The sequence below is a fragment of the Catellatospora sp. NPDC049111 genome (assembly GCF_040648615.1).
GTDB classification, from domain to species: domain Bacteria; phylum Actinomycetota; class Actinomycetes; order Mycobacteriales; family Micromonosporaceae; genus Catellatospora; species Catellatospora aurea.
This window is the reverse complement of the sequence record NZ_JBEZEB010000037.1, coordinates 18,105-43,854: the sequence shown is the minus strand read 5'-3', so window position 1 is coordinate 43,854 and position 25,750 is coordinate 18,105. Positions and strand designations below refer to the sequence as shown.

The following is a 25,750-nucleotide window of genomic DNA, read 5'->3' as shown; positions in this document are numbered from 1 at the left end:
GCACGTCTGCCCCGATGCGGTGGCCCGTGGCCGAACTGGGTGAGCTGGTACGCCGGGCACGACGACGACTCGTCACGAGACGGCCTGCGCGACGCACGACCACACCGACCAGATCTCCTCACCTCCGTCAGCGGCGGCGGCAAGGCGGACATGGACGGCCAGACCACGCAGGTGGCACAGGGCGAACCGGTGGCCGTGCCCGCCGGCACCAGGCACAACTTCCGCAACACCGGCGTCAACCCGCTGCGCTCCACAAGGTGTACGGCCCTCCCGAGCACGCCATCGGCGCCGTGCAGCGACCAAGCAGGATGCCGAGTCCGCCGAGGAGTCCGACCGGGACAAGCCGTCCGCCGACTGAGGCCCCGTTGGACTCAAGCCGATGTAATCGGCACCCGGCCCGATCAACGGTTCGATCGTGTCGTGGCACCATTGGAGTCAGCGGCGACCGCGCCATCGGTCACGCGGAATTCCACCGGGTCGCACTCGCCCGCCGGCCAACGGTGCGCAGGCGGGGGGAGGGGGACCCCGGCCCCGCCCGAAGTCCCTAGCGGCCGATCTGGCTCTGCGCGGGTTTGCTCTGCGTAGCGTGCTGCGGCGTGGTGGTCTGGGTGCGGCGGTGTTCCTGTGGTTCCTTGCGGGTGCGGAACCGGGTGGCGCGGCGGCGTTGGTGGCGTTGCATGGTGGGCGTCTTGGTGACCGCGGTGGGTCCGGCGGCACGGTAGAAGAGTCGCTTGCCGACCTCGACCAGGCTCAGGTAGCAGACGACCATGCCGGCCAGTGCGGCGAAGTATCCGGCGGGCAAGGGCTGGAATCCCAGCACGGCAGCGATCGGCGTGGCGGGCAGGACGGCTCCGACGGCGACGACGCCCAGCGCGGCCAAAGTCAGCGGGAGGCTGGGGTGGCTGCGGTAGAACGGCGTCCGGCGGGTACGGATGGCGAAGATGATCAGCGTCTGGGTGGCCAGGGACTCCACGAACCAGCCGGTGTGGAACAGCGCGGGCCCGGCGTGGAACACCGACAGCATGATCGCGAAGGTGGCGAAGTCGAACACGGAACTGAACGGCCCGAAGTAGAGCATGAACCGGCGGATGAACCGGATGTCCCAGTGCGAGGGTCGGCGCAACTGCTCCTCGTCGACGTTGTCGGTCGGGATGGCCAGCTGGCTGGTGTCGTAGAGCAGGTTGTTGAGCAGGATCTGCGAGGGCAGCATCGGCAGGAACGGCAGGAACAGGGAGGCGCCGGCGGCGGAGAACATGTTGCCGAAGTTGCTGGAGGTGCCCATCAGCACGTACTTGATGGTGTTGGCGAAGATCCGCCGGCCTTCGACGACGCCGTCGGCTAGGACATCGAGGTCCTTCTCCAGCAGGATCACGTCGGCGGCGTCCTTGGCGACGTCGGTGGCGGAGTCTACGGAGATCCCGACGTCGGCGGCATGCAGGGCGAGCGCGTCGTTGACGCCGTCGCCGAGGAACGCGACATCGCCGCCGGTGAGGCGCTGCACCCGTACGATGCGTGCCTTGTGTTCGGGGCTGACCCGGGCGAACACGGACGTGGTGGCGATCGCTGCCGCGAGACCGGTGTCGTCGAGGGCGTCGACGTCCGTGCCGGTCAAGGTGTGGCCGTCGGGCAGGCCGAGGTCGTGGCAGACCTTGGCGGCCACGGTGGGGTTGTCGCCGGTGACCACTTTGACGGTGATGCCGAGAGCGGCGAGGCGGGCCAGGGCTCGGGCGGCGTCTGGTTTGGGCGGGTCGAGGAAGACCAGCAACCCGGCATAGTGCAGGTCCTTCTCGTCGGCGGCGGTCACCACGTCGAGCCCGGCCGCGGGTTTCGCGGCCACGGCGATGACACGGTTTCCTGCGCTGAACTCGGCCGCCAGCGCCTCCTGTGCCGTCGCAGGCACGTCGGTGCAGCGTTGCAGCACGGCCTCAGGGGCGCCTTTCACGACCACGGTCTGAGTACCGTCGCGGTCCCGGACGAGGACGGAGGTCATCTGCCGGTCGTGGTCGAACGGCAGCACCGACAGCCTCTGGAAGTCCGCGATCGCGTCGTGCGCGGTGTCCGCCGCCGGGGAGCTCCAGAGCGCGGCGTCCAGGGGGTTGCCGCCGACGGTATGCCCTCCGGCCGCGGTGGTGTCGCTGGCCAGCAGCCCCCACCGCAGCGGCAGGTCCCCACGGGCGGGGTCGGCGGGCACGGCCCGCATGAAGCTGATCCGGCCGTGGGTCAGCGTGCCGGTCTTGTCGGTGAACAGCACGTCGATATCGCCGAGGTCCTCGATGCAGACGAGGCGTTTGACCAGGACCTTGCGGGCGGCGAGTTTCCGTGATCCGGCGGCGAGGCTGGTGGAGACCACCGCGGGCAGCAGCTGCGGGGTGATGCCGACCGCTATCGCCAGCGAGAACAGCAGCGCGTCCAGTATCGGCTTGTCGAGTGCCACGTTGATGGCGAAGATCGACACGGTGAGGGCGGCGGCGACATACACCAGCAGCATGGAGAAGCGCCGCAGCCCGACCTGGAACTCGGTCTCGGTCTGGTGGCCGGACAGCCCGGCGGCGATACGCCCGAACTGGGTGCGTGCGCCGGTCGCCACCACCACGCCACGGCCGCCGCCGGCGTGCACGACGGTGCCCATCAGCGCACACCCGGACAGGTCGGCCAGGCCGGCGCCCTCGGGCGTCACACCGATGTCCTTGCCTACCGGCAGGGATTCGCCGGTCAGGATCGATTCGTCGCACTCCAGCCCGGCCACGTGCAGCAGCCGCAGGTCGGCCGGGACGACATCGCCCAGCCGCAGGTCGACCACATCGCCCGGGACCAGACCGGTCACCTCCACCTCGACGGGCCCGCCATCGCGTATCACCAGCGTGTCGTCGCGGATCTGCGAATGCAGCGCCTCGGCGGCCTTCTCCGCCCGGTACTCGTTGACGAAGCCGAGCCCGACCGACGCCGCCACGATCACCCCGATGATCAGCGCATCGGTGCCCTGCCCGAAGAACACCGACGCCAGCGCAGCGGCCAGCAGCAACCCCAGCAGCGGCGAACGGACCTGATGCCACAGCACCACCAGCGCCCTGGCCCGATGCGTCGACACCGCGTTCGGCCCGTACCGGGCCAGCCGCTGCCTGACCTGCGCACTGGTCAGACCCTGCGCGCTGGCGTCCAACCGCCGCAGCACGTCGGCCGCAGGCAGCGCGGCGACCGCCGCCACCTCCAGCGGCGCCGACGTGCCCGGCTGCACAGCGGTGGATGCGGTCATGACCATGGCCCTGGCAGACTCAGGTCAAGAGCAATGTTCCGCCTAATCGGGCATATATCGCCCAGTGGCACGGCAGCCACGATCACGCGTCCAGCATCGCTCTGCCCGCCACCGCCGGCCAGGGCCAAACGACCCGGGCCAGCCAAGTCTCCCTGGTCACGGGCTGCCCGAAGACGGCACACGCGACAGCGAGCCGGCGTGGCACATTTGCGTCCATGTCGCCCGGTCGAGATGCACAGTCGACTCGTGAGCACGGCGACATGCGACGGGCTCCGGTGACCGCCGGACCGAAGGCTGGCCAACTATTGGGCTTCACCCCGCGGCACGCCAGGCGAAACGTGCTGATCGCCGCGCCGGCAGGCCCGTGCACACCGTGCTCGCGTCGCTGCGGGGCCACCGGTTCGATCATGCTTCGATGGCCGTGGTACGCGATCATGACCGGCTGATCGGTGTGGCCACGCCTTGGTCGCGCGACCAAGCGATCCCGACCGTCCAAGCGGTGCGCAGGAGGATCACCCCACAGAATGAGGCCGTGCCCACGACACCGTCACCGCACGCCCCTGACCACACAGCGCCGGTGGCGACGCCCGAGTCCGGGCGGCGCCACCGGCGCACCCCGCCCGGAAGGCCACACTCCGCATGTCCTCCCCCATCCCTGCGGCAGGCACCTGCCGGGTCGTGCTGTGCCGCGGCTGCTGCTGCGGCACGACCGACAAACATCCCGACACCGACCACCGGCAGCAGGTCGACCAGCTAAGCGCCGCTGCGGGCGTCGACCTGGCGGTCACCGGCTGCCTGGGCAACTGCGAGCGCAGCAACACGATCGTGGTGCTGCCCAGCCCTGCCGGCAGTGCCGCCGGCGGCCGGGTCACCTGGCTCGGGCGCATCCTCGACGCGACGCTGACCCAGGCCGTCGTCGACTGGATCGCTGCAGGCGGGCCCGGGGTCGCCGACCCACCGGAGCGGCTGGTCCCGCATGTGCAGCCACCTGGTCGTCGCATCGCCGCGACCGAGCCAGCCGATGCACGCTGATCCCTCTGCGGCGCAGCGGCAGCGGCAGAGCGCGGCCAGACGCACCCCGTATCCTTCTGCCATGCAGCACAGCGCGACCCGACGAGCGGCGATGCCGCTGCGTGTCGTGCTCGTCGCGCTGCTGCTGGCAGGGCTCGGGCTGTGGCAGTCGTGGCAGTGCACCGACGACATGGCCCCGCTGCTGATGCCGGCGGCGATGGCAGCCGACGCAGGCCACGACGGGCACCCGGGCGGTACCGGGCACGGTGACCAGCCCACCGACGGCGGCGGGCACAGCAGCCTGGCCGTGGCGTGCATGAGCGTGCTGGCTGCGATCGCCGCAGCGCTGCTGCTGCTGGCCCAACCGGCTCGGGTGCTGACGCCGCTGCGACGGGCCGGCCAGGCTCTGGTGCGCCCTGTCGGGCCGCTGCCCCGCGCGGCGACCCTCGCACAGTTGTGCATCCTGCGCACGTAGGAGAAACCCGCCCCCATGCATCCACTGATGTGGATGTCGTGCCGCTGGTTTCCTCCTTCTTGCGAAAGGCTTCATTCCACCGTGTCGACAAGTCTTTTCTCCGTGCTACTGCTCGGCCTGCTCGCCGGCGGCGTGTCGTGCGCCGCGGTGCAGGGCGGCCTCCTGGCCGGCCTGGTATCCCGCCAGCGCCAACCCGTCACCACCGGCCCCAGCCCTCGCCGTGCGGCTGCGGTCGCGCAAGCCGGCGTCGGTGACGACCTCGCCCCCGTCGGCGGGTTCCTGGTCGGCAAACTCGCCTCCCACGCCCTGCTGGGCGCCCTGCTCGGCGCCCTCGGCACGGCGGTGCAGCTCGGCATGCACCTGCGCGCCATGGTCCAGATCGGCGCCGGGCTGCTGATCATCGCCATGGGCCTCGGCCAGCTGGGCGTCAAGGCGTTCCAGGGCCTGACCTTCACTCCCCCGGCCTCCTGGACCCGGCTGGTACGCGGCCGCGCCCGCTCGCAGTCCGCACTCGCTCCGGCCGTGCTCGGCGTGGCCAGCGTCCTGATCCCCTGCGGGGTGACGCTGTCGGTCATGGCCCTGGCCGTGGCGTCCGGGTCGCCGTGGCAGGGCGCGCTGATCATGGCCGTGTTCGTGGTGGGGACCGCGCCGCTGTTCACCGTGCTCGGCTTCGCCGCCGCCCGTGCCCGCCGTGCCGCCGGCACCTGGGCCAAGCGCCTGGCCGTCGCGACCGGCGTGCTGATCCTGGCCCTGGGCGCCTACACCCTCAACGGCGGCCTGGAACTGTCCGGCTCCCCGGTCGCGGCCAGCCAGATCGCCTACGCCCTGGCCCTGACCGGCGACGCCCCCGCGGCGGTCACCGGACCCCGGGTCAGCGTCGAGGCCGGCCACCAGACGGTGATCGTCAGCGCGGTCACCGGCGCCTACACCCCGGCCAATCTTGAAGTGGCTGCCGGGCTGCCCACGACGCTGATCGTGCGCTCGGACAAGGCGCAGGGCTGCGTGCGGTCGTTCGTCATTCCCAGCCTCAACGTCGAGAAAATCCTTCCCGTCAACGGCGACACCCGCATCGACCTCGGCGTCCTCAAGCCGGGCCCGCTGGGGTACTCCTGCGGCATGGGCATGTACACCGGCCGCCTGACCGTCACGGAGCAGACCTCATGAGCACCACCTACGTCTTCACCGTCAGCGGGATGCACTGCGCCAGCTGCGGGCTGCTCATCGACGAGACCCTCGAAGACGAGGTCCCCGGCGTGCAGCGGGCCGAGACCAGCGTCCGCAAAGGCCGCACCGTCGTGACCGCCGACAACGGTGTCGACCCGGCCGTCATCGCCGCAGCGATCACCGCCGCCGGATACCAGGCCGTCCACGCGCTACAGACCTGACCGACCACGCGCCGCACGGTGCCGGTACCACCAACCGGCACCGTGCGGCTGCCCGCCCGGTCACCACCGGCGCCGCACCAGTTGACGCATATCCCCACCTATGAGCCCTTTTCGGACTTAGGGTTGTCGAGGCGACTCGTCCCTGGGAGGCAGACATGCGTCACGCCGTTCGCACCGTGGCGCTCACCGCAGCGCTGATCACCGCGAGCACCGTGGTCGGCTGCGCCGGCACGCAGACCACGCAGAGCGCACCGGTGCCTGCGGTGGCGCAGCCGAGCCCGACACAGCAGTTCAACGACACCGACGTGCAGTTCCTCCAGCAGATGATCCCGCACCATCAGCAGGCGCTGATGATGGCCCAGATGGCCGCCCAGAAGGCCGCCGACGCCGACGTCAAGCAGCTCGCCGTCGAGATCGAGCAGGAGCAGAAGCCCGAGATCGAGCAGATGAGCGCCTGGTTGCAGCAGTGGGGCAAGCCCGTGCCGTCGATGGGGCCCGGCATGGCACTGCCGTCGATGTCGCCGCCGATGGGCCGCGGCATGATGCCGTCGATGGGACCGATGCCCGACATGGGACGGATGCAGAACATGACCGGCGAGCAGTTCGACCGCATGTTCCTGCAGATGATGATCGCCCACCACGAGGACGCGGTCGCGATGGCCAAGGCCGAGATCGCCGGTGGCGCCAACCCGGCCGTCAAGCAGCTCGCCGCAAAGATCCAAGCCAGCCAGACCGCTCAGATCCAGCAGATGCGCCAGATGCTGGGAGCGACACCCAGCCCCACCAGCTGACGAGACCGAAGGTGGCTGCTCGGACCTGGTCCAGGCAGATGGATCCGCCCTTTCGCGTACCAGACCCCGCGGTCTGACCGAGCCATCCTCGGGCACCGTACGCCCAACTGCTTGCCCGTCTCGCGTCGCGTCACCCGCACCGCATGTGAAATCCACGGCGGCCTCGCTCAGAGCCAGCTTCCGTCAGATCCCGCCGGGGCCCAACTCAGCGACACTGATGCCTCAACTGCGCGAACAAAGCCAAACGTCAGTCATCGACCGCTGTCGGCGCGCGGTCGAGCCCTACCGAGGATGTGGGCAAAGCGGGGGATGCCTGGGGCAGGGCTGAACCCGAACCGCTCGCAGGTGTCGATCGTGAACCCGTTGACGCTGATCACGGTTTCGGTGTCGTGGTTGGGTCGGCAGCCGCCGGCCAGCCGCGACCACAGCGGCGCGATCCTGTCCTGCAGCCAGGCCAGCGCCGGTTCGTCGGAGCGGACGTGCTCGTAGAAGCGCAGCTGACCGCCGGGGCGCAGCACACGGCGGATCTCCGCCAGCGCGTGCCCGGGGTCGGGCACGGTGCACAAGACCAGCGAGGTCACGGCCGCGTCGAAGACCGCGTCGGCGGCGGGCAGGGCATCGGCGTGCCCGGCGACGACGTCCACCACTACAGGCGCGTGGCGTGCCGCCCGCTGTGCATGTTCGCGTAGCGTGTCGTCGGGTTCGACAGCCAGAACACCGGTCACGCCGGCCGGGTAGTGCGCGAAGTTGAGTCCGTTGCCGGCCCCTACCTCGATCACGGATCCGGTGAGTCCGGCCAGCAGCCGGGTACGGTGCGCGGCGGCGCCGTGGGCTTCGGCCAGGGTGCTGATGCGTGTGTAGAACCGCGCGAATCTCGGGTGCTGCAGGTTCGGCAAGTTCTCGGTCACCGGCGATTCAGTCCTGTCGCTGCGCGCCGGCCGCTGCTGCGTCGGGGCGTGCTGTGGCCGTCGGCGGGGCGAGCCCGTCGCGAGCCGTGGCCCCGCAGCGACCACTGGCTGTGAGGAAGGCTGGCAGGCTCACGCCAGCGCGCCTGCCATCTGCCGGCACGACTGCGCGCATTCGCGGCATGCCTTTGCGCATTTGGCCATCTGCTCATCACCGCTGAAGCGCTCGCAGTCGATCGCGCACCGTTCGCACACGTCGGCGCAGACCGCGCAGACCGCCGGGTGGAACTCGCTGCCCCGCACCATGAAATCGGCCGCTGTGCGGCAGATGTCGGCGCAGTCAGTGAGCAGCTGGATATGCGCGGCCTCGACGTGCTTACCGCCCGCCTGCAGGCAGTGGGTGATCGTTTCTTCGCAGATGCGGTGGCATTCCAGCGCGTGGGTGACGCCCTGTTGCATGATCGTGGCGTGGCTCTGCTTGCGAGGCATGATCGGCTCCCTCCGCCTCGACGAAACCCCAGCTCACGATATGAGAGCGGTCCTATGGCGGGAGGGCTGTTGGCGGATTTGGGGGGCACGCCTTGGCACACGACGCGGCGGCTAGCGCGAGTTCGGTGGTCTCGTGCTGATGCCGGCGTGGTAGCGGCCGAGCGCCCACCAGATCAACGGCACGCCCACCAAGGCCGGCGCGAGCCAGTAGGCCAGCTGGGGCAGCCGGTCCCATAGCGGAAGCTGGTTGCCGTTGTCGACGTAGAAACCCGGTCGGCAGAGCGATGTAGGAACCGCCCGTGCCGTGGTGCGGCCACGTCGGGCGACTCACGTCATGAAGCGGCACAGCGTCGCATCGTTGACAACCAGCGCCTGTCCCAGCTGTGAGCGTGGTAGCGCTCTAGGTTTGCCGCGCTATACCCATGGGGGTATGTTGGGGCTATGCAGCTCAACGAAGCACTCGCTGGCGATGCCCTCAACAGGCTCAAGCGCGCCCAGGGCCAGCTGGCCAGCGTGATCTCGATGATTGAGGACGGCGATGAGTGCGAGAAGGTGCTCACCCAGCTCGCCGCCGTGTCCAAGGCCCTGGACCGGGCCGGGTTCAAGCTGGTCGCGTCCGGCCTTCGGCACTGCCAGCGCGCCCGTGAGCGCGGCGAGCAGCCGCCGATGAACGAGGACGAGCTCGAGAAGCTGTTCCTGGCCCTCGCCTGATCCTTCAGCCGACACCGGCCCCGGTGTCGGCTTCTTCCGGCTCGGAAGATACCCCCGGGGGTATTTTGCCTGCCGAAGTGTCAAAGAAATATACCCCCAGGGGTATAGAGAAGGAGTGAAAAGTGGAGATCATCTCGTTCCGTACGCCCGGTCTGGGCGACCAGACCTACCTGCTGACCCACGAGGGTCAGGGCGTGCTCGTCGATCCGCAGCGCGACATCGACCGGTTCCTGGCCGCGGCCGCCGAGCGCGACGTGGCTCTGCGGTTCGTGCTGGAGACGCACCTGCACAACGACTACGTCTCCGGTGGCGAGCAGGCCGCCCTGCGCACCGGCGCCGAGCTGGTCCTGCCCGCAGCGGCCGCCGCCGCCTACCCACACACACAGGCGTTCCACCTGGAGGACATCAAGGGTGAGCAGGGACTGAGCCTGCGGCCGATCCACACCCCGGGCCACACTCCCGAGCACACCAGCTACCTGGTGCTCATCGACGGCGAACCGGTAGCCGTGTTCTCCGGCGGCAGCCTCCTGGTCGCCTCCGCGGGCCGGCCTGACCTGCTCGGCCGGCCCCGCGCCCGTACCTTGGCGAAGCTGCAGTACGGCTCGCTGCACCGGCTGGCGGCACTGCCCCGCGACGTAGAGCTGCTGCCTACCCACGGCGAGGGCTCGTTCTGCACGTCCAGCGGCGCCGGCCGCTACACCTCCACCATCGGCGCCGAGGTCGACACTAACCCGCTGCTGGCCATCGGCGATGCCGAGGCCTTCGCCCAGCGGCTGATGGCCGAGCCGATGCCCATCCCGGCCTTCTACCAGCACATGGGCCCGGCGAACACGCTCGGCGTGCCGCCCATGCCCGCGCTCACGTTGCCCGAGCTGGCCCCCGCCGAGATCCCCGCGACGGCCCATGTGGTTGACATCCGACCCCGCGCCGCGCTGGCCGCGGGGCACCTGCCCGGTGCGGTCGGCATCGAGCTGGGCACCGACTTCGGCTCCTGGGCTGGCTGGCTGCTGCCGTATCAGGAGCCGATCGTGCTGGTCGCCGAACGCGGCCAGGACGTCGCTGATGCGGTCACGCAGCTGGCACAGATCGGCATCGACAGCGTGGCCGGAGTGGTGTTCGAGCTCGGCGAGGCGGCCACCACCCGCTTCGAGCTGGCCGACCTGGCGACCTTCCTCGAGCGCGTCGCCGCCGCCGACGCACAGGTGCTCGACGTGCGCATGCCCAGCGAGCAGGCGTCCGCGGGCCTAAACGGTGCGGTGCGGCGGTTCCTGCCCGACCTGCTCACCGACGGCATCCCCGCCGAGCTGGACCGCGACCGCCCGGTACTGATCGCCTGCGGCTCCGGCCGCCGCGCCGCCATCGCCGCGACGCTACTGCTGCGTGCGGGTTACCAGCCCGTGGCGCTTAACGGCGCTGGCGTGCCTGATGTCGCCGCCGCCCTGACCCGCTGACCGCCAACCCGCGAAGGAAACTGTCATGACCCCGACCACATCCGCCGCCATCGACATCGTGTCCACCCGGGCACTGATCGCCGCCAACCCCGACGTACTGCTCGTCGATGTACGCACACCCGGCGAGTACGAGAGCGCGCACATCGCCGGCTCGATCAACCTGCCCCTCGACCAGGTCGACGCGCACCTGCAGCACATCGTCGCCGCCGCCGGCGGCACCATGGTCATCGTCTGCCAGTCCGGCAACCGCGCCGGGCAGTGCCAGACCAGACTCGCCGCCGCCGGCACCACCGGTGCCACCGTCATGACCGGCGGCATGAACGCCTGGATCGCCGCAGGCGCACCCGTGGTCCGCGGCCACCAGCGATGGTCCCTGGAACGCCAGGTGCGCCTGGCCGCCGGAGGCATCGTGCTCGCCGCGGTCGTCGCGAGCATCTGGCTGCCCGCAGCACGGTACGTGGCCGGACTCATCGGCGCAGGGCTGACCTTCGCGGCCCTGACCGACACCTGCGCCATGGGCATGATGCTGTCCAAGCTGCCCTACAACCGGCCCCGCAACAGCACCGACGCCGGGCATGCCGTCGCCCGGCTGCGCGACAGGGCCGCCCGGTGACCGCCGCGCTCGCCCTCACCCTGGCCGCCTCGGTCGCCATCGGCGTGACCCTGGGACTGCTCGGCGGCGGCGGATCCATCCTCACCGTCCCCGTGCTGGTCTACCTCGCCGGAGTCGAACCCAAGTCGGCGATCGCCATGTCACTGGTAGCGGTCGGGGTGACCAGCGCGGTCGCACTGGTCCCGCATGCCCGTGCGGGCCGGGTGCAATGGCGCACCGGAGCACTGTTCGGCGCGGCCGGCATGGCCGGCGCCTACGCCGGCGGCCGGGTCGCCCAGTACATCCCCGGCACCGTGCTGCTCATCGCCTTCGCAGTGATGATGCTGATCACCGCGGTCGCGATGCTCCGATCACGGCCCGGCAACACCGCACCGGACCCGCGCCACGACCAGCCGCTGCCCGTGGCCAAGATCCTGGCCGAAGGCGCAGCCGTCGGACTGGCCACCGGCCTGGTCGGCGCCGGCGGCGGATTCCTCGTCGTGCCGGCCCTGGTCCTGCTCGGCGGCCTGCCCATGCCCATCGCCGTAGGTACGTCACTACTCGTCATCGCGATGAAATCGGCCGCCGGGCTGTCCGGATACCTGCACAGCGTCACCATCGACTGGCGCCTGACCGCCGCCGTCACCGCCGTCGCCGTCCTCGGCAGCTTCGCCGGCGGCAGGCTGGCCGGACGGATCGACCCCGCCCTGCTGCGCCGTACCTTCGGCTGGCTCGTGGTGGTCATGGGCGTGGGCGTCCTGGCCGGCCAACTCGCCAGTTAGGACCCTTCCACAACCGGCCGGCGGCCAGCCGACGGTGGCATCGATACGCCGGTGGTCCTTCAAGCAAGCATCGAAGAGGGACCACCGGCGGCCGAATATACCCCCCGGGGTATTATCCACCGGAGACACGAGATCCACGGAGGAGAGCGTCATGTGTCAGCGTGCCGTCTGCGGCAAGTGCGGCAAACCCACGTACCGGGGCTGCGGGATGCACATCGAGCAGGTCCTCGCCGACGTGCCGAAGCCCCAGCGGTGCGCCTGCGGTACATCGGCCGACCAGCCCGCGCGAGGGTTCTGGGCGAGACTACGTGGACGCCACTGAACGGCCGACCGGACAGGTCAGGCTGCTGGCGTCGCGTCCGGGGGTACAACGGCCCGGGAGGGCGGGCCCGGATGCTCTGCCGCTGGCGCTCTGGCGGGTGTCGGATGGAGGAGCGACAGCCCGATCATCGACAAGGAGGGCCGCCATGCGCGTCCAGGCAGAGCAGAAGGCGACTGCGACGGTCGAGACACCGGGGTTGGACGTCAGGTTCGTGTCCGGCGAGGCGTACGAGGTGGCGGTGCGGGGACACCGGATCCTGGTGGACCAGCCCGCCGAAGCAGGCGGTGCCGACAGCGCCCCCACGCCCACCGAGATGTTCGTAGCGTCGCTGGCCACCTGCGTCGCGTTCTACGCAGGCCGCTACCTGACCCGCCACGGCTACAGCCGCGACGGGCTAGCGGTCGGGGTGGGCTACACCATGGCCACCGACCGGCCGGCGCGGGTCGCGGCGGTCACCTTGACCTTGCGGGTGCCCGCCGACGTGCCCGTCGAACGTCGGGCGGCGCTGCAGGCGGTCGCCTCGCACTGCACCGTGCACAACACCATCACCGACCCGCCGGAAATCACCCTCGACCTGGCCTGACCCTCGCCGCAGCGACAACCAGGCCAGGGGTCCGCTCGCCGCCGAGACCGCGACGCCGCCCGGCAAGGTCACCGGCGCAGGACCTCCTCATGCTCCTGCCCGCCACCGCCAGGTACGAGCACGTCCTCGTCGGCGGCATCACCCGCCGGGCGGGCACCGTCGATCTGGAACGCCTGATACTGCTCGGCCGTCACAGCCTGAAATCCCCCGGCAGGTTCGCCGGCGGCGTCGACGGCCGGGATAAGGAACTGCTGCGGACCCTTGAGCAAGAGGAAGAACACCGCCGCTCCCACGAAGACGAGGATCGACGTCCAGACGTTGAGGCGGACGCCGACGATCATCGTCGCAGGGTCGGTGCGCATCGCCTCGATCCACACCCGGCCCAGGGTATACAGCATCACATACAGCGCGAACGTACGGCCTCTGCCGAACTTGAAGCGCTTGTCCAGGGCGTACACCGCGCCGGCGACGCCCAGGTTCCACAGCAGCTCGTAGAGGAAACGTCGGGTGGTAAGCCCGCCGATCAGCTGCGGCTCGCCGTCCGCGCCCAGTACGGCATGGCCCGGATCGCCGGTGGACATGCGGTGGACCCGCAGACCCCACGGCAGGTCGGTCCGGCTGCCGTACAGCTCGTTGTTGAACCAGTTGCCCAGCCGGCCCACAGCCTGGGCCATCGGCAGACCCACCGCGATGCAGTCGGCCACGAAGCTCAGCGACATGCCGAGCTGTCGGCAGGCCAGCCACGCGCCGACCGCGCCACCGGCGACGCCGCCCCAGATGCCGAGGCCGCCCTCCCAGATGTAGTACGCCTTGACCGGATCGCCGCCCGTGCCGAAGTACGCCTCGGGCGAGCTGAGCACGTGGTAGATCCGCCCGCCGACGATCCCGAACGGCACCGCCCACACCGCGATGTCGAGCACGGCCCACGGCGGGGCACCCCGGCTGCGCATCCGCCGGTCGGTGACGACGCAGGCGAGCACGATGCCCGCGATGATGCACAGCGCGTACCCCGCAGCGGCACCGGACCGAGGTGCCACACCGCCGTGGCCGGGGAAGGGAGGGAGGCGATGATCACGGAAGCGAACACTCCCTGCCGACGGAGGATGTTGTTGCGCTTTGCGGTCGGCGGGGCTCACGCCGGGGCCGTCGTCGTCGACGTGCAGGTAGGCGGTGTCACCGTGCTGGCGAGGTGTACGCCGACGACGCCGCCACCGCTCCCCCCGGATGCTGCCGCCCCTGGCGCTGGCGACCTGGGTCCAGCCCATGACACCACCGGACCCGACATCTGCCCCGAGTCGTCGCCAGCCGCCGGCCACTGGGCACCAGACGCGGCGCCGGCGCGGCCGGCCGGTGACAGACGCCCGTGAGTCGTACAAGGACCCAACCGCGGCCCGCAGCGGTGACTTGAAGATCAAGCAAGTGCCCGCGCCGCCGCCGATGCCGACCGGGTTCCACCAGGTCGGCGCCGTCACCAGGATCCCCGGCGAGCTCAACGACCACGTCACGATCAGACTGCCCATCTCCGCGGCATCGTCGGCGGCCCGCTGGAGGTGCACCGCGTTGACCCGCGTGTAGTAGCGCATCAGCGTCGCCCATTCGCTCGGCGACCTCGTGCACGTCGTAGCAATCATCCAGCAGACTCGTCACCAGCATGCGCCGAACCTGGTGCGGCCCGAGCACCCGCACGCCAGCTGCGGACGCTGCGCAACTACGAACGCCGGGGCCTGCTCGCCGAACCGGCGCGCAGACCCGGCGGGCACCGCGTCTATCCGCCCGCGGCCCCGACCGTCACACCGATGTCGGCCGCCTGCGTAACCGTGCCTCACATCCGGGCCCCAACCATTGCCGACCGCACACGCTGCGGCCAGGTGGGCCCGCCGGGTCGATGTCGCGGTCCGCGACGTTGTTTGGCACTTCGACTGTCCACACAGGCGCGACCGCGTCGCAGACCCCCGACAGCGCCACCGCCGGAAAGCCAGATCGGCCCGCGATTCGGATATTTGCGATCATCGCTGTTGTTCGCCGATCCGCAGTGCGTTTGAATGGCGGGCACCCCAACGGAACCTGCGAGGTCGGAGGCCTTTTCGCATGCGTTCACGAATCCTCATCCTTCTCAGCGCACTCATGCTGTCGCTGCTGCTTCCGGGAACCGGAACCGCAGCCGCAGCCGCAGGCACAGACCGGACGGCTGCCGACCGCGCCGAGGACGCCCGCGTGCTGGCCTACTGGACTCCGGCGCGGATCGCCAACGCGAAGTTCCGCGACTTCGTCCGCACCGACGACGGCAAGATGGTTCCGCACGCCAAGCCCGGCGGTGGCGGTGGAGGCGGCGTGGTCACCGGCTCGTCATGGGCCAACGGCGGCGCGATCCAGCAGCGCTCCGGCCGGATCCTGTTCTCCTCGGGCGGCTCGGACTGGATCTGCTCGGGCAGCGTCGTCAACGACTCCTCGACCGGCAACGGCTACTCGATCGTCCTCACCGCAGGGCACTGCGTCTACGACGGCAGCGACGGCTGGTCCTACAACTTCCTGTACCTGCCGAACTTCGACGCCCAGCCCAGCTACGACTGCAACACCCGGGCAGACGGCTGCTGGCGGGCGAACCTGCTCACCGCACACGACGACTTCGTACCCGCAGGATTCGGATCCGACGAGACCGTCCGGGTCGACTACGCCTTCGCCCGCGTCGGGCTGCGCATCGCCGGCGCCGGCACCGCCGAACTCGACGCCGCCACCGGCGGCTACGGCCTGAACACCGCCAGCGTGGCCGACAGCGTCACGAAGTGGGCGTTCGGCTATCCCGCCGAGGGCAAGTACAAGGGCAACGACCTCATCTACTGCGCCGGCCCGACGACCGCCGACCCCTACGGGGCACCGACCTGGGGCGTCGCCTGCAACATGGGCGGCGGCTCCTCCGGCGGCCCGTGGATCTTCGGCACCACCGACCCGGCCGTGTACACCGCCGGAACGCTGCTCACCTCGGTGAACTCCTACGGCTACACCGGGGTCCAGTACATGTTCGGCCCCAAGTTCAACGCGCAGACCCAGACGGTCTACGCCTCGGCCACGTCCGGCACGGCCTCGGCCGGCGTGAGCGTGGTCTGCGCCGTGGGAACCTCCGCACCGAACTGCTAGTTGTCCCGCTGCTACCTGCGCCCCGCCGGCCACAAGCCGGCGGGGCGTTCCACATATGCTTCTCCCGGCTCGCCTAGCACAGTGGAGCGTGCAGACTGCTGATGCCTGTTCCGGGAAGCCGGTGTCTGCCGGGGCCGGTGCGGCGTCCCCGCACCGGCCCCGGCGAATTCAGTACGTCAGGCCGAAGCCCTGCGCGAACAGCGGAGTCTGCCCGTCACCGGCGTTGATCGGCTGTTGGGACACCGAATTCATCCAGGTCATCGGCAGCTTCCCGGTCGGCGGAACGATTCCGAAGAGCACGTCGGCGACGCCGCCACCCTCGGTACCCGGCAGCCAGGCGGCCAGCAGCGCGTTCCAGGCGGGCAGGTTCGCGGCGATGTCCAGCGGTCGGCCCGAGACGAGCACCACGATGACCGGCACGCCGGCTTTGCGCAGTGTGTCGATGGTCCGCAGGTCTTCGCGGTCCAGGCTCATGCTGCCGGTGCGGTCGCCCTGCCCTTCGGCGTACGGGGTCTCCCCCACGACCGCGATCGCGGCCCGGTAGGTGCCGTCGATGCCGGAGCCGCGCTGGTTGTAGGTGACGGTCGTGGTGGGGCCGACGGCGGCGCGGATACCCTGAAGGATCGTCGTCCCGGGTGTGATGGCGCCGGAGCCGCCCTGCCAGGAGATGGTCCAGCCGCCGGACTGGTGGCCGATGTTGTCGGCGTTCTTGCCCGCGACGAAGATCTTGCCGCCGTCGCGGGCCAAGGGCAGCACCCCGCCGGTGTTCTTGAGCAGCACCTGCGAGCGCGCGACGGCCTGCCGGGCCAGGGCTCGGTGTGCCGCGTTGCCGACAGTCGGGGTGTAGGTGCGGTCGGTCATCGGCCGTTCGAAGAGCCCGAGCTCGAACTTCTTGGCCAGGATGCGCCGGTTGGCGTCGTCGATGCGCGACAGCGGGACATGGCCGTTGGCGACCTCGGCCCGCAGCAGCGTGATGAAGTTCTTCCAGGCGGTCGGCACCATGACCATGTCGATACCGGCGTTGATCGCGGCGCTGACCTCGGCGGCGGTGAAGCCGGACTGGCCGTCGATCTGGTCGATACCGTTCCAGTCGGAGACCACGAACCCGGTAAAACCCAGCTCACCCTTGAGCACAGTGGTGATCAGGTACTGGTTGCCGTGCAGCTTGACGCCGTTCCAGCTGCTGTAGGAGATCATGACCGAGCCGACCCCGCGCTGCACGGCGGCCTGGAACGGCGGCAGGTGGATCGCACGTAGCTGCGCTTCGGGCAGCGCCGTGTCGCCCTGGTCGTCGCCGCCGACGGTGCCGCCGTCGCCGACGTAGTGTTTCGCCGTGGCCAGCACCGATGCCGGGCCGCCCAGCGTGCTGCCCTGCAGTCCGGTGATGACGGTGGTCATCGACGATGCGATGTCGGGGGTCTCGCCGAAGGACTCGTAGGTGCGGCCCCAGCGATCGTTGCGGGCCACGCACAGGCACGGCGCGAAGTCCCAGTCGATGCCGGTGCCGGACACCTCTTCGGCCACGGCACGGCCGATCTGCTGGACCAGTGCCGGGTCGCGGGTCGCACCGAGACCGATGTTGTGCGGGAAGATCGTCGCGCCGACGACGTTGTTGTGCCCGTGCACGGCGTCGACGCCGTAGATCATGGGGATGGAAAGCGGGGTCGCCAGGGCCGCGGCCTGGAGGCCGTCGTACATGTCGGCCCAGCTGGTCGCGGTGTTGGGGGTGGGGGCCGAGCCGCCACCGGACAGGATCGAGCCCAGCCGGTAGGTGGTGATGTCGGCGGCGGCGACCGAGCCGCGTTCGGCCTGGGTCATCTGGCCCAGTTTCTCGTCGAGACTCATCCGCGACAGCAGGTCGCTCACGCGGGTGGCGACCGGCAGGGACGGGTCCTGGTAGGGCAACACGGCGGCGGAGACCGGCGGCGGTGGCACGAGCGCGGCGGTCAGCACGACGGCGGTGAGGATTGCGGACGTTCGGTGGCGGACTGCGGTGTCCATGGCACGCTCCTGGGACGGGAGGAGTCTGGTGCTTGCGGTGGTGATGCGGAACTGTCCTGTGCGGGCGTCGCTTCGTTCGGCGGTGCGTGTTCGGCAATGCGCAAAGGGGCGAGCCCGAAGCGGCCGATATCCATTGACGACTGGCTCTGTTCACAACAGCGTGCGGCGTGCTGGCGGCGTCACTGTGACGTTGTGGCCGGCGACGAGTTCGACCAACGGCTCGGGCGAGGGATCGCCGACATTCGCGGCTGCGTCGCGGGCCGCACGCGATCGATCTGCTCCACCCGCCGACCTGCGTGGCCCGCATCCTGGGCCGGCCGTCCCGGCGGCGTGTGCCGCCGGGACGGCCGAGGTCCAGCCCGCGTGGCGGGTCAGCTCTGGCGCAGTGCCGCCATCGGGATCGGGATGTTCAGGCTGGTCGCTCCGACCCCCATGCCGCCCTCGCAGGTGTTCGGCGGTGCGGTGCCGATGCCTCGGGTGGACGGCTTCTCCGCCGCCCAGAACATGAACCCGAGCATGCCCGCGCTCGTGCCGGCGCCGTTGGGCGTCACCGACTGTACGTAGGGCGCGGTGGCCTTCTGCAGTGAGTTGGCGTAGTTGTTGCACTCCGGGATGACCTTGCCGCCGACCGCGACGTAGAACCCGCCGGTGAACTTCGCCGGTGCCAGCGGCAGCACCGGTGGGCTGTACTGCGGCTTGCCGTCGATGTGTTCCTGCCAGTTGGCCTGCGCTGTGGACGCCGAGGGCTGGCGGGCGGGCACCATCGCGTTGGCGTAGTCGAGCACCGGGGTGTCGGTGCGCAGCCAGTCGGCGGTGGCCTTGCGGTTGATGTCGATCAGCCACCGGTCTCCGGCGGCCACGTCGATGGTCAGCCGCGCGGTCGGGTCCGTGCCGGCGGCGTTGTAGGGGTGCACGGCCCGGTAGGCGTTGATGAAGTTCTGCAGGCCGACAAGGTTCGGGTTGGTGTTCTGCTCGTAGTCGATCTCGATGCCGACGCCGAACTGCGTCGCGACGGCGGCGGCGCGCTGCCCGAGCAGGGTCGCGTTGGCGGACAGGGCGGCGTCCCAGTCGTCGGTGTAGGTGATGCCGCCGATGGAGAACATCACCCTGATGCCACGGGAGGTGAAGTAGTTGACGATCTCCGCGGTCATGCCACGGGGCAGGCCGTTGAGGTTGCCGGCGTCGGTGGTCTGATTGAGCAGGCGAAGCGGGTTGACGAAGCTGAGCACGACGACGTTGACCGAGGGTCGGCCGTCGCCGCGGTCGATCAGCCAGTGGTTCTGGCTGTCGAACTCGGCCACGCTTCGCACCGCCGCCCAGGTGCAGGCGTCGTTGCTGCAGTGCCAGGCACCGTAGATCTGAATCGGCGTCACCGCCGCCGCCTGCACCGCCGCAGGGGCGGCGGGTGGTGGCGCGGCGGCGGCCGGGACGGCTGTGGCCAGGCCGATCGCGACGGCGACGGCCAGTGCCAGTCGTCTCATGGTGGACCTCCGTTAACGTGAGACCAAACAGGAAACAATGTTCACTGTTATGGCGTCAACGGATGCCGATGTGTCACTGCGAGGTTCTGGCGCGAACGTGAGCTGTGACGCCATCCGTGTGCACCATGCGATGCCACATCAATCGGGCGCCGATCACGGCCGTCACAGCGGACTGGACGACGGCCGGGTAAGCGCTCGATCCCGCCGCGATGTCCCCGTCAGTGTGGCGCAGCCGCAGCGGAAGGCGACACCGGTAGGGCGTCGGAGCGCAAGTCACGTCCGTCTTCGCAGACCACGGCCGATTCCTTGCCGGGTGGTGCCGCAAGCCAGTCGATCGGCCAGACCACAATCAACACGAAGCTTCCAGCCACGGGCTGACGTGTTAACACCCCGGTAGGTGATCCCGTCGCGGCCCGCACCGACCCACCGCCTCGCCTTCCGGACGCACCTTCGTAAGACACCCAGGCTCAGGGTCGCCTCTGGTTCGGGACCAACGGCACCTCGGGGCATGACGCCGGGCTCTGTCGCGGCGCCACCTGCCGCAGGAACGTGGTCATTGCCGTGATTCGACCTAGTGGAGGTTCACCATGACCAGTCACATCGTTGCAGACCATCCCGTGCAGGTTCGCACGTACGGCCCGGTGCCGACTGACCTGATCGCCTACGCTGCGCGCAAGGTCCACGTGGTGTTGCGCCACGCGCCGGCAGCGGTACTGTTCGTGCGGATCAAACTCAGCCACGACCGGGGGTCGGCTCCGCTGGCCGCCACCGCTCGCGTTGACGTGGACGTAAACGGCATCGACGTGCACGCTCGAGCCGCGGCCCCGACCCTGACCGAGGCAGTGGATCTGATGCAGCAGCGGTTGCGCACCCGCATTCAACGCATCCACCAACATTGACCACACCTCCACACCGGCGGCCGCTTGCCCTGTACCGCCGCCAGGAGCACATCCCGCAGGACCTGGGCACTGCGGTCACCCTGATGGCCATGGTCTTCGGCAACCATGGCCCAGGCTCCGGCACCGGGGTGGCATTCACCCGGGACCCGGCCACCGGGCAGCGCGGCGTGTACGGCGATTACCTGCCGAACGCCCAGGGCGAGGACGTGGTCGCCGGCATCCGCAACACCGTGCCGCTGCAGCGACTGCAGGAACTGGACCCGGCGAACTTCGCCGCCGTCATGTCCCACATGGACACCCTCGAACAGCACTACCGCGACCTGTGCGACATCGAGATCACGATCGACCGCGGCAAGCTGTGGATGCTGCAGACCCGCGTCGGCAAACGCACCCCCGCCGCGGCCTTCGTCATCGCCCCACAGCTGGTCGACGAGGGCGTCATCACCCTGGACGAGGCACTGGAGCGGGTCAGCGGCGCCCAGCTGGCACAGCTGACACCGGAATGTGGCGTTCGTCTCATTGCTGCCACCTGGCTTAACAAAGTCAGTGCCAGCTAGCTAGCTTAAGTATGTGAAAGTCAGGGCGAGGGTTCGACATCGCCCGCGAGCCGCCGGGGCCTGGCTCCGCGTGGAATTCAGCTGGAAGGTGAGAACAATGACCATCCGCTACGACGTTTTCGTCGCCGACCCCGTGCCGCTGGATGTCAGCGAGCCGGTGCCCAACGGTGATCGGCGGGCGTTCTCGCCGCTGTCGATCACCCTGATCTCCGGCGAGCGGGACGCCGTGCTCATCGATCCGCCGCTGACCCGCGCCCAGGCCGAGCAGGTCGGCGCCTGGGTCGAGGCGAGCGGCAAGCGCCTGACCCACATCTTCGCCACACACGGTCACGGCGACCACTGGTTCACCGCCGGAGTGCTCGCCGAACGCTTCGGGGCCGAGGTGGTCGCCTCCGCCGGCACCATCAAGCAGATGCACCACAACGTCGCCATCCGGGCAGGCTTCTGGGACAGGCTGCTGCCCGGCCAGATCCCCGATGCGCCCGTCACGGCCACCGCGCCGGCCGGCAACCTGCTTCTGCTCGAAGGCCACGAGCTGCGCATCGTCGAGGTCGGCCACAGCGACACCGACGACACCAGCGTCCTGCACGTGCCCGACCTCGACCTCGTCGTCGCCGGCGACGTGGTCTACAACGGCGTGCACCAGTACCTCGTAGAGTCCGCAGACGGCGGCCGCGACCGGTGGCGCGAGGCCATCGCCGCCGTCGAGGCCCTGCACCCGCGCCTGATCGTCGCGGGCCACAAGGACAAGGCCCTCGACGACGACGCCGGCCGCGCTCTCGCCCAGACCCGGGAGTACCTCGATACCGCCGACGAGCTGCTGTCCCGACACACCACGGCGCTGGGCTTCTTCGGCGGCATGCTCGAACGCTTCCCGACCAGGCTCAACCCCGGCGCGCTCTGGGGCGGCGCCGTCGCGCTCTACAGCTGAGCACAGCCGGACGGATCACGCGGAGGAGCGGCGCCTGCGCGGCCCGGCAAGGCCGGAACGCGCAGCCCACCGCGTCCGCCGTCGTGGAGACCACATCGGAGCAGAGGAGTGAGCCATGCGAGACGCGGTCATCGTCGAGGCGGTTCGTACGCCGGCGGCCAAGGGCAAGGCCGGCGGCGGCTACGCCCACATCCATCCCGTGGACCTGCACGCGCACACGCTGCGCAGCCTGCTGGCCCGGGTGCCGGAGCTCGACCCGGCCGAGATCGACGACGTGATCGGGGGTGCTGTCGCGCAGGTCGGCGAGCAGAGCACCAACACCACCAGGCTGGCGGCGCTGGCTGCCGGGATGCCGGAGTCGGTGCCCGGGGTGACCGTCGACCGGCAGTGCGGCAGTAGCCAGCAGGCGCTCAGCTTCGCCGCCCAGGGACTGGTCGCCGGGGCGTACGACATTGTCATCGCATCCGGGATCGAGTCCATGAGCAGGGTGCCGATCGGCAGCAGCGCGCTGGTCGGCGGGGTGCGGGCCGACGTGGCCGGCCCCTCGGTGGCCGCACGCTACCCCGGCGGCCTCATCCCGCAGGGCGTCAGCGCCGAGCTGATCGCCCGCAAATGGGCGCTGTCGCGTACCCAGCTCGACGAGTTCGCGGCCGAGAGCCACCGCCGAGCCGCCGAGGCGTGGCAGGCCGGGCGGTTTGCCGCCGAGGTGGCCCCGGTGCCCGGGGCGGAGCTCGACCGGGACGAGACGATCCGGCCGGACACCGGCGTCCAGCGGCTGGCCGAACTGCCCGCGGCCTTCGCCGACGAGCGCTGGACCCGCCGCTTCGGCGACCTGGACTGGAAGGTGACGGCGGGCAACTCCAGCCCGCTCAACGACGGATCCGCGGCGCTGCTGTTGACCACGAGCGAGACGGCCCGGCGGCGGGGCTGGCGCCCGCGCGCCCGGGTGCACACTGCCACCGTCGTCGGCGACGATCCCGTCTACATGCTGACCGGCATCATCCCGGCCACCGCCAAGGTGCTGGCCCGTGCCGGGCTGAACCTGGCCGACATCGACGCGTTCGAGGTCAACGAGGCGTTCGCGTCGGTCGTGCTGGCCTGGCAGGCCGAGACCGGCGCGGACCCGGCGAAGGTCAACGTCGACGGCGGCGCGATCGCCATCGGCCACCCGCTCGGCGCCAGCGGTGCCCGGCTGGCCACCACACTGCTGGGCGTGCTGGAGCGCACGGGAGGGCGCTACGGCCTGCAGACCATGTGCGAGGCCGGCGGCACCGCCAACGCCACCATCATCGAACGGCTCGATACATGAGCCGACAGCCGGACCATCGGTCCGGGCCAACGACAGACACCCGTCGAGACGAGCCGGATAGGTACCATCACATGGTGAACGATCTGCTCCGGGACCGGGACGCCTGGTCGATGGAGAACTGCTCGATCGCGCGGACCCTCGAGATCATCGGCACCCGCTCGGCCATGCTCGTCCTGCGGGAGGCGTTCTTCGGCGCCCGCCGCTTCGACGACTTCGCCCGCCGCGCGGGCGTCGGCGAGCCGGCCGTCGCCGCCCGCCTCAAGGAGCTGACGGCCGACGGGCTCCTGGAACGGGTGCCGTACCAGGAGCCCGGCCAGCGCACGAGATACGAGTACCGCCTGACCACGCGGGGCCGGGCACTGCTGCCCGTCATCACCGCCCTGCGGGACTGGGGCGACACCTGGACCGCGGACACGAATGGCCCGCCTGTGCAGGCCGTGCACCGCCAGTGCCAGGCACCGGTACACGCACGGTTGGTGTGCGACAACGGCCACGACATCACCCCCGACGAACTCACGATCCAGGCCGGCCCGGGCCTGATCGAGCAGCGGCGGAAGTAGCCGCATTCGGCCGCAGGCGGGCTTCCCGAGCCGCCCGAATCCGATGATCTCCACGCCCTCAAGAATGGTCCGAGTGGAAAGGAGAAAGGCGATGCCGGTTTTTACTGCAGCCCTTCCTCAGGGACGATTCACGCCTGCTCAGAAGCAGGCGCTCGCCGACGCGCTCGTCCAATCCCTCGTCCAGGCGCTCAACCTCGACGACGGTGACAGGTTCATCTCGGTCACCGAGCACGGCAAGGACGAACTGTTCCTGCATCCGACCTACATGGGTATGACGCGCACCGAAAACGCCATGATCATAACGGTGCTCCTGGGCCCCCACCACCAGCTTGAGGCAAAGCGAAGACTGGCCATGAAAGTCAACGAACTCGTCGTCGAGGCGCTCGGCGTCTCACCTGACGACATATTCTTCGCCATCATTCCGGTGCCCAAGGAGAACTTCTCCTTCGGCCGGGGTGAGCTGCAATTGGCGGAGGGCTGAGTCCGCTCCGGCGGCGAATCTACAGACCGGTGCCGGAGATGCCGTCGCGCATGTCGGCGGTGGGCATGCCCACGGGAGATGAGCACTGGTAGACGGGCATGGGAGCTTCCTCGCTACTGGCTTCTCCCAAGAAAAGCTAGCAGCGGGGGCCGGACGAGCGGCAGCCGCCCGCACTGGACCGCCAGCGCAGGCGCGCGGCCTCGGGCTCGGCGGCCGCCCCGGGCCCGGCCTGCGGTGGCCGCGAGCAGGTCACTGCGGCGATGTCGATGTCGGCCTGGCTGTAGCGCTGGGCCGGATCGGTCGGCGCGGCGGCCGCATACGACGGGTGGTACAGCCGGAACGCGCCGCGTCGGGGTCCAGGCGCAGCACGATGTCACCGGGGTCGGCGGTGCCGGAGGTGACCACGGTCGGGCTGCGGCCGGTGACGGCGGCGAGGTCGTCGCGCGCACCTCGGCGGCGACCTGGTTGAGGGTGCGGGTGGACAGCAGCGGGCCGGTGGCACCGGAGGTGGCGGCGCTGGCGTCGGCGGGGTCGACGACGATGCGGGTGGCCAGTGGTGAGGGTGGCTTTCCACGGCGGAGACCACCAGGCCGGACGTCTACGCGACGGAGCCGACGACGTGCCGATGGGTACAGATAGCTCACCTCCGCGATGGACCTGCACTCGAGGGCGATATGCGGGCTGCGGCTGACGCCAGCCAAGGCCGCCGACGTCGCCGGGGTCCTCTACGGGAGGTGAGTCCCACTCCCGGGCGGTGCCAGTGTGACACGTCCGGGCGGAGGCGGCTCGACACACGGTCACGCCGCACGGATTCGGGCCGACTCACGTCGCGTGCGAGCCGGCCCAGCGGCGAAGTGTCGGTGGGTCAGCGAGCGCCTGCGGTGGCGTTCTGTGCGGCGGTCACGATGACGTCGGAGACGACGTCAGATTGAGTCAGGTACAGCGCGTGGCTGGCAGAGACGTTGGTGACCTTCGCGCCGATGCGCGTGGCCATGTGCTGAAGCATTGCCTGGTCGAACGCCCTGTCCTCCGTCGCGATGACGGCCCAGCTCGGCTTGTCGCGCCATGCGGCGTGCTTCACCGGCGTCGCGAACACGGCCATGTTGATGGGCACCTGGGCGTCGCGGAGGAAAGCGGCGACGTCGTCGCTGGCGTCCGCGGCGAAGCCTGCCTTGAACTTGTCGTGGTTGAGGAAACCGTATCCATCCACGACGTCGATGACGAAGTCGGGCGTCGGGGCGAATCCCTCGTACTGCTGGGAGGTGGTCTCGCCCGCGTCAGGCGCCAGCGCCGACACGTAGACCAGTCCGGCGACCTTCGGGTGGACTCCTGCCTCGGTGATGACCGTGCCGCCCCAGGAGTGGCCGACCAGAATTGTCGGGCCGTTCTGCCGGTCGAGCACTCTCGTGGTCGCCGCGACATCGTCCTGCAACGAGGTCAGCGGATTCTGCACAATCGTGACCCGGTAGCCGCGGGCCGTCAATGTGTCGTACACGCCGCGCCAGCCCGAACCGTCAGCGAACGCGCCGTGCACCAGCACGACATTCTTGATTTCTTGACCGGTGGTGCTCATTAGCTCGTCCTTCCATCGCCGCGCCCGGCGTTGCCCCGGAACGGCTTGAGGTGATTGGCGGCAAGCCGCCTTC

The 25,750-nt window shown here is 70.0% G+C and carries 25 protein-coding genes and 2 pseudogenes; 20 read left to right on the top strand and 7 right to left on the bottom strand.

Annotated features, from left to right (window positions below; genetic code table 11):
• The first annotated feature begins 150 nt into the window (after window positions 1–150).
• Window positions 151–585: a hypothetical protein gene (locus AB0B66_RS33630; RefSeq protein WP_360537687.1), complete on the top strand. Its 435-nt coding sequence runs from the start codon at window positions 151–153 to the stop codon at window positions 583–585.
• On the opposite strand, the gene mgtA is transcribed toward AB0B66_RS33630, so the two are convergent.
• The gene (mgtA, locus tag AB0B66_RS33625) at window positions 545–3,253 is read right to left on the bottom strand and encodes a magnesium-translocating P-type ATPase (protein ID WP_360537612.1); all 2,709 of its coding nucleotides are present in this window, start codon (window positions 3,251–3,253) and stop codon (window positions 545–547) included. The two genes, AB0B66_RS33630 and mgtA, sit on opposite strands and share 41 nt — an antisense overlap.
• Before the next feature lie 639 nt (window positions 3,254–3,892).
• Between mgtA and AB0B66_RS33620 the strand changes: the two genes are divergently transcribed.
• From AB0B66_RS33620 to AB0B66_RS33600, 5 genes are all read left to right on the top strand, one after another.
• Entirely contained in the window at window positions 3,893–4,285 is a 393-nt protein-coding gene (locus AB0B66_RS33620) for a (2Fe-2S) ferredoxin domain-containing protein (RefSeq protein WP_360537610.1), read from the top strand.
• A gap of 61 nt (window positions 4,286–4,346) precedes the next feature.
• Window positions 4,347–4,739 carry a hypothetical protein gene (locus AB0B66_RS33615; RefSeq protein ID WP_360537608.1) on the top strand — a complete coding sequence of 131 codons (393 nt, stop codon included), beginning with the start codon at window positions 4,347–4,349 and terminating at the stop codon, window positions 4,737–4,739.
• 81 nt (window positions 4,740–4,820) lie between these two features.
• On the top strand, window positions 4,821–5,903 hold the full coding sequence (locus tag AB0B66_RS33610; protein ID WP_360537606.1) for a sulfite exporter TauE/SafE family protein: 1,083 nt from the start codon (window positions 4,821–4,823) through the stop codon (window positions 5,901–5,903).
• The gene (locus AB0B66_RS33605) at window positions 5,900–6,124 is read left to right on the top strand and encodes a cation transporter (RefSeq protein WP_360537604.1); all 225 of its coding nucleotides are present in this window, start codon (window positions 5,900–5,902) and stop codon (window positions 6,122–6,124) included. The genes AB0B66_RS33610 and AB0B66_RS33605 overlap by 4 nt, the downstream gene beginning before the upstream one ends.
• 155 nt (window positions 6,125–6,279) lie before the next feature.
• Window positions 6,280–6,915: a DUF305 domain-containing protein gene (locus tag AB0B66_RS33600; protein WP_360537602.1), complete on the top strand. Its 636-nt coding sequence runs from the start codon at window positions 6,280–6,282 to the stop codon at window positions 6,913–6,915.
• 251 nt (window positions 6,916–7,166) lie between these two features.
• On the opposite strand, the gene AB0B66_RS33595 is transcribed toward AB0B66_RS33600, so the two are convergent.
• Together AB0B66_RS33595 and AB0B66_RS33590 are read right to left on the bottom strand one after the other, a co-directional pair.
• Window positions 7,167–7,823 carry a methyltransferase domain-containing protein gene (locus AB0B66_RS33595; protein WP_360537600.1) on the bottom strand — a complete coding sequence of 219 codons (657 nt, stop codon included), beginning with the start codon at window positions 7,821–7,823 and terminating at the stop codon, window positions 7,167–7,169.
• A 129-nt stretch (window positions 7,824–7,952) separates the two neighbouring features.
• Window positions 7,953–8,309 (bottom strand): four-helix bundle copper-binding protein, encoded by a 357-nt coding sequence (locus AB0B66_RS33590; protein ID WP_360537598.1) that lies wholly within the window; start codon window positions 8,307–8,309, stop codon window positions 7,953–7,955.
• Window positions 8,310–8,750: 441 nt separating this feature from the next.
• On the opposite strand from AB0B66_RS33590, the gene AB0B66_RS33585 reads away from it, so the two are divergent.
• The 5 genes from AB0B66_RS33585 (at window position 8,751) to AB0B66_RS33565 (ending at window position 12,750) form a co-directional block, all read left to right on the top strand.
• On the top strand, window positions 8,751–9,020 hold the full coding sequence (locus AB0B66_RS33585) for a metal-sensitive transcriptional regulator (RefSeq protein WP_144128087.1): 270 nt from the start codon (window positions 8,751–8,753) through the stop codon (window positions 9,018–9,020).
• 122 nt (window positions 9,021–9,142) lie between these two features.
• On the top strand, window positions 9,143–10,471 hold the full coding sequence (locus AB0B66_RS33580) for a rhodanese-like domain-containing protein (RefSeq protein WP_360537596.1): 1,329 nt from the start codon (window positions 9,143–9,145) through the stop codon (window positions 10,469–10,471).
• A 25-nt stretch (window positions 10,472–10,496) separates the two neighbouring features.
• Window positions 10,497–11,084, top strand: a complete 588-nt coding sequence (locus tag AB0B66_RS33575; RefSeq protein WP_360537594.1) for a rhodanese-like domain-containing protein — start codon at window positions 10,497–10,499, stop codon at window positions 11,082–11,084.
• Window positions 11,081–11,845, top strand: a complete 765-nt coding sequence (locus AB0B66_RS33570) for a sulfite exporter TauE/SafE family protein (protein ID WP_360537592.1) — start codon at window positions 11,081–11,083, stop codon at window positions 11,843–11,845. The genes AB0B66_RS33575 and AB0B66_RS33570 overlap by 4 nt, the downstream gene beginning before the upstream one ends.
• A 467-nt stretch (window positions 11,846–12,312) precedes the next feature.
• Window positions 12,313–12,750 (top strand): OsmC family protein, encoded by a 438-nt coding sequence (locus AB0B66_RS33565; protein WP_360537590.1) that lies wholly within the window; start codon window positions 12,313–12,315, stop codon window positions 12,748–12,750.
• 164 nt (window positions 12,751–12,914) lie between these two features.
• Here AB0B66_RS33565 and AB0B66_RS33560 read toward each other — a convergent pair.
• A pseudogene (locus AB0B66_RS33560) lies at window positions 12,915–13,837 on the bottom strand (prolipoprotein diacylglyceryl transferase family protein); the annotation flags it as partial.
• 317 nt (window positions 13,838–14,154) lie between these two features.
• Between AB0B66_RS33560 and AB0B66_RS33555 the strand changes: the two are divergent.
• Genes AB0B66_RS33555 through AB0B66_RS33545 form a run of 3 tightly spaced genes read left to right on the top strand, consistent with a single transcriptional unit; the run spans window position 14,155 to window position 15,885 of the window.
• A complete protein-coding gene (locus AB0B66_RS33555) occupies window positions 14,155–14,325 on the top strand; it encodes a hypothetical protein (RefSeq protein WP_360537588.1) in 171 nt (56 codons plus the stop codon).
• Window positions 14,301–14,792, top strand: coding sequence for a MerR family DNA-binding transcriptional regulator (locus AB0B66_RS33550; RefSeq protein WP_360537586.1), 492 nt, complete (start codon window positions 14,301–14,303; stop codon window positions 14,790–14,792). The genes AB0B66_RS33555 and AB0B66_RS33550 overlap by 25 nt, the downstream gene beginning before the upstream one ends.
• Before the next feature lie 46 nt (window positions 14,793–14,838).
• On the top strand, window positions 14,839–15,885 hold the full coding sequence (locus tag AB0B66_RS33545) for a hypothetical protein (protein ID WP_360537584.1): 1,047 nt from the start codon (window positions 14,839–14,841) through the stop codon (window positions 15,883–15,885).
• Window positions 15,886–16,053: 168 nt separating this feature from the next.
• Here the strand turns inward: AB0B66_RS33545 and AB0B66_RS33540 are convergent, their stop codons facing one another.
• Window positions 16,054–17,886 (bottom strand): glycoside hydrolase family 3 protein, encoded by a 1,833-nt coding sequence (locus AB0B66_RS33540; RefSeq protein WP_360537582.1) that lies wholly within the window; start codon window positions 17,884–17,886, stop codon window positions 16,054–16,056.
• A gap of 371 nt (window positions 17,887–18,257) precedes the next feature.
• Complete coding sequence (locus tag AB0B66_RS33535; RefSeq protein ID WP_360537580.1) at window positions 18,258–19,367, bottom strand: hypothetical protein; 1,110 nt, start codon at window positions 19,365–19,367, stop codon at window positions 18,258–18,260.
• Between the two features lie 587 nt (window positions 19,368–19,954).
• On the opposite strand from AB0B66_RS33535, the gene AB0B66_RS33530 reads away from it, so the two are divergent.
• The 6 genes and pseudogenes from AB0B66_RS33530 (at window position 19,955) to AB0B66_RS33505 (ending at window position 24,104) form a co-directional block, all read left to right on the top strand.
• Window positions 19,955–20,266 carry an HPF/RaiA family ribosome-associated protein gene (locus AB0B66_RS33530; RefSeq protein WP_360537578.1) on the top strand — a complete coding sequence of 104 codons (312 nt, stop codon included), beginning with the start codon at window positions 19,955–19,957 and terminating at the stop codon, window positions 20,264–20,266.
• A 29-nt stretch (window positions 20,267–20,295) separates the two neighbouring features.
• Window positions 20,296–20,760 (top strand): annotated as a pseudogene (locus tag AB0B66_RS33525) (PEP/pyruvate-binding domain-containing protein); the annotation flags it as partial.
• A gap of 160 nt (window positions 20,761–20,920) precedes the next feature.
• Window positions 20,921–21,754, top strand: coding sequence for an MBL fold metallo-hydrolase (locus AB0B66_RS33520; RefSeq protein ID WP_360537576.1), 834 nt, complete (start codon window positions 20,921–20,923; stop codon window positions 21,752–21,754).
• A 115-nt stretch (window positions 21,755–21,869) separates the two neighbouring features.
• A complete protein-coding gene (locus AB0B66_RS33515) occupies window positions 21,870–23,063 on the top strand; it encodes a thiolase family protein (RefSeq protein ID WP_360537574.1) in 1,194 nt (397 codons plus the stop codon).
• Window positions 23,064–23,137: 74 nt separating this feature from the next.
• Window positions 23,138–23,623, top strand: coding sequence for a helix-turn-helix domain-containing protein (locus tag AB0B66_RS33510; protein WP_360537572.1), 486 nt, complete (start codon window positions 23,138–23,140; stop codon window positions 23,621–23,623).
• A gap of 91 nt (window positions 23,624–23,714) precedes the next feature.
• Window positions 23,715–24,104, top strand: a complete 390-nt coding sequence (locus tag AB0B66_RS33505; protein ID WP_360537570.1) for a tautomerase family protein — start codon at window positions 23,715–23,717, stop codon at window positions 24,102–24,104.
• A gap of 865 nt (window positions 24,105–24,969) precedes the next feature.
• Here the strand turns inward: AB0B66_RS33505 and AB0B66_RS33500 are convergent.
• Window positions 24,970–25,677 (bottom strand): alpha/beta hydrolase, encoded by a 708-nt coding sequence (locus AB0B66_RS33500; protein WP_360537568.1) that lies wholly within the window; start codon window positions 25,675–25,677, stop codon window positions 24,970–24,972.
• Between the last annotated feature and the right edge of the window lie 73 nt (window positions 25,678–25,750).

Coding starts and splice junctions, on each gene's coding strand:
- AB0B66_RS33630 (WP_360537687.1), top strand. CDS start 151: ATGGACGGCCAGACCACGCAGGTGGCACAGGGCGAACCGGTGGCCGTG.
- mgtA (WP_360537612.1), bottom strand. CDS start 3,253: ATGACCGCATCCACCGCTGTGCAGCCGGGCACGTCGGCGCCGCTGGAG.
- AB0B66_RS33620 (WP_360537610.1), top strand. CDS start 3,893: ATGTCCTCCCCCATCCCTGCGGCAGGCACCTGCCGGGTCGTGCTGTGC.
- AB0B66_RS33615 (WP_360537608.1), top strand. CDS start 4,347: ATGCAGCACAGCGCGACCCGACGAGCGGCGATGCCGCTGCGTGTCGTG.
- AB0B66_RS33605 (WP_360537604.1), top strand. CDS start 5,900: ATGAGCACCACCTACGTCTTCACCGTCAGCGGGATGCACTGCGCCAGC.
- AB0B66_RS33600 (WP_360537602.1), top strand. CDS start 6,280: ATGCGTCACGCCGTTCGCACCGTGGCGCTCACCGCAGCGCTGATCACC.
- AB0B66_RS33590 (WP_360537598.1), bottom strand. CDS start 8,309: ATGCCTCGCAAGCAGAGCCACGCCACGATCATGCAACAGGGCGTCACC.
- AB0B66_RS33585 (WP_144128087.1), top strand. CDS start 8,751: ATGCAGCTCAACGAAGCACTCGCTGGCGATGCCCTCAACAGGCTCAAG.
- AB0B66_RS33575 (WP_360537594.1), top strand. CDS start 10,497: ATGACCCCGACCACATCCGCCGCCATCGACATCGTGTCCACCCGGGCA.
- AB0B66_RS33565 (WP_360537590.1), top strand. CDS start 12,313: ATGCGCGTCCAGGCAGAGCAGAAGGCGACTGCGACGGTCGAGACACCG.
- AB0B66_RS33545 (WP_360537584.1), top strand. CDS start 14,839: ATGCGTTCACGAATCCTCATCCTTCTCAGCGCACTCATGCTGTCGCTG.
- AB0B66_RS33540 (WP_360537582.1), bottom strand. CDS start 17,886: ATGGACACCGCAGTCCGCCACCGAACGTCCGCAATCCTCACCGCCGTC.
- AB0B66_RS33535 (WP_360537580.1), bottom strand. CDS start 19,367: ATGAGACGACTGGCACTGGCCGTCGCCGTCGCGATCGGCCTGGCCACA.
- AB0B66_RS33530 (WP_360537578.1), top strand. CDS start 19,955: ATGACCAGTCACATCGTTGCAGACCATCCCGTGCAGGTTCGCACGTAC.
- AB0B66_RS33520 (WP_360537576.1), top strand. CDS start 20,921: ATGACCATCCGCTACGACGTTTTCGTCGCCGACCCCGTGCCGCTGGAT.
- AB0B66_RS33515 (WP_360537574.1), top strand. CDS start 21,870: ATGCGAGACGCGGTCATCGTCGAGGCGGTTCGTACGCCGGCGGCCAAG.
- AB0B66_RS33505 (WP_360537570.1), top strand. CDS start 23,715: ATGCCGGTTTTTACTGCAGCCCTTCCTCAGGGACGATTCACGCCTGCT.
- AB0B66_RS33500 (WP_360537568.1), bottom strand. CDS start 25,677: ATGAGCACCACCGGTCAAGAAATCAAGAATGTCGTGCTGGTGCACGGC.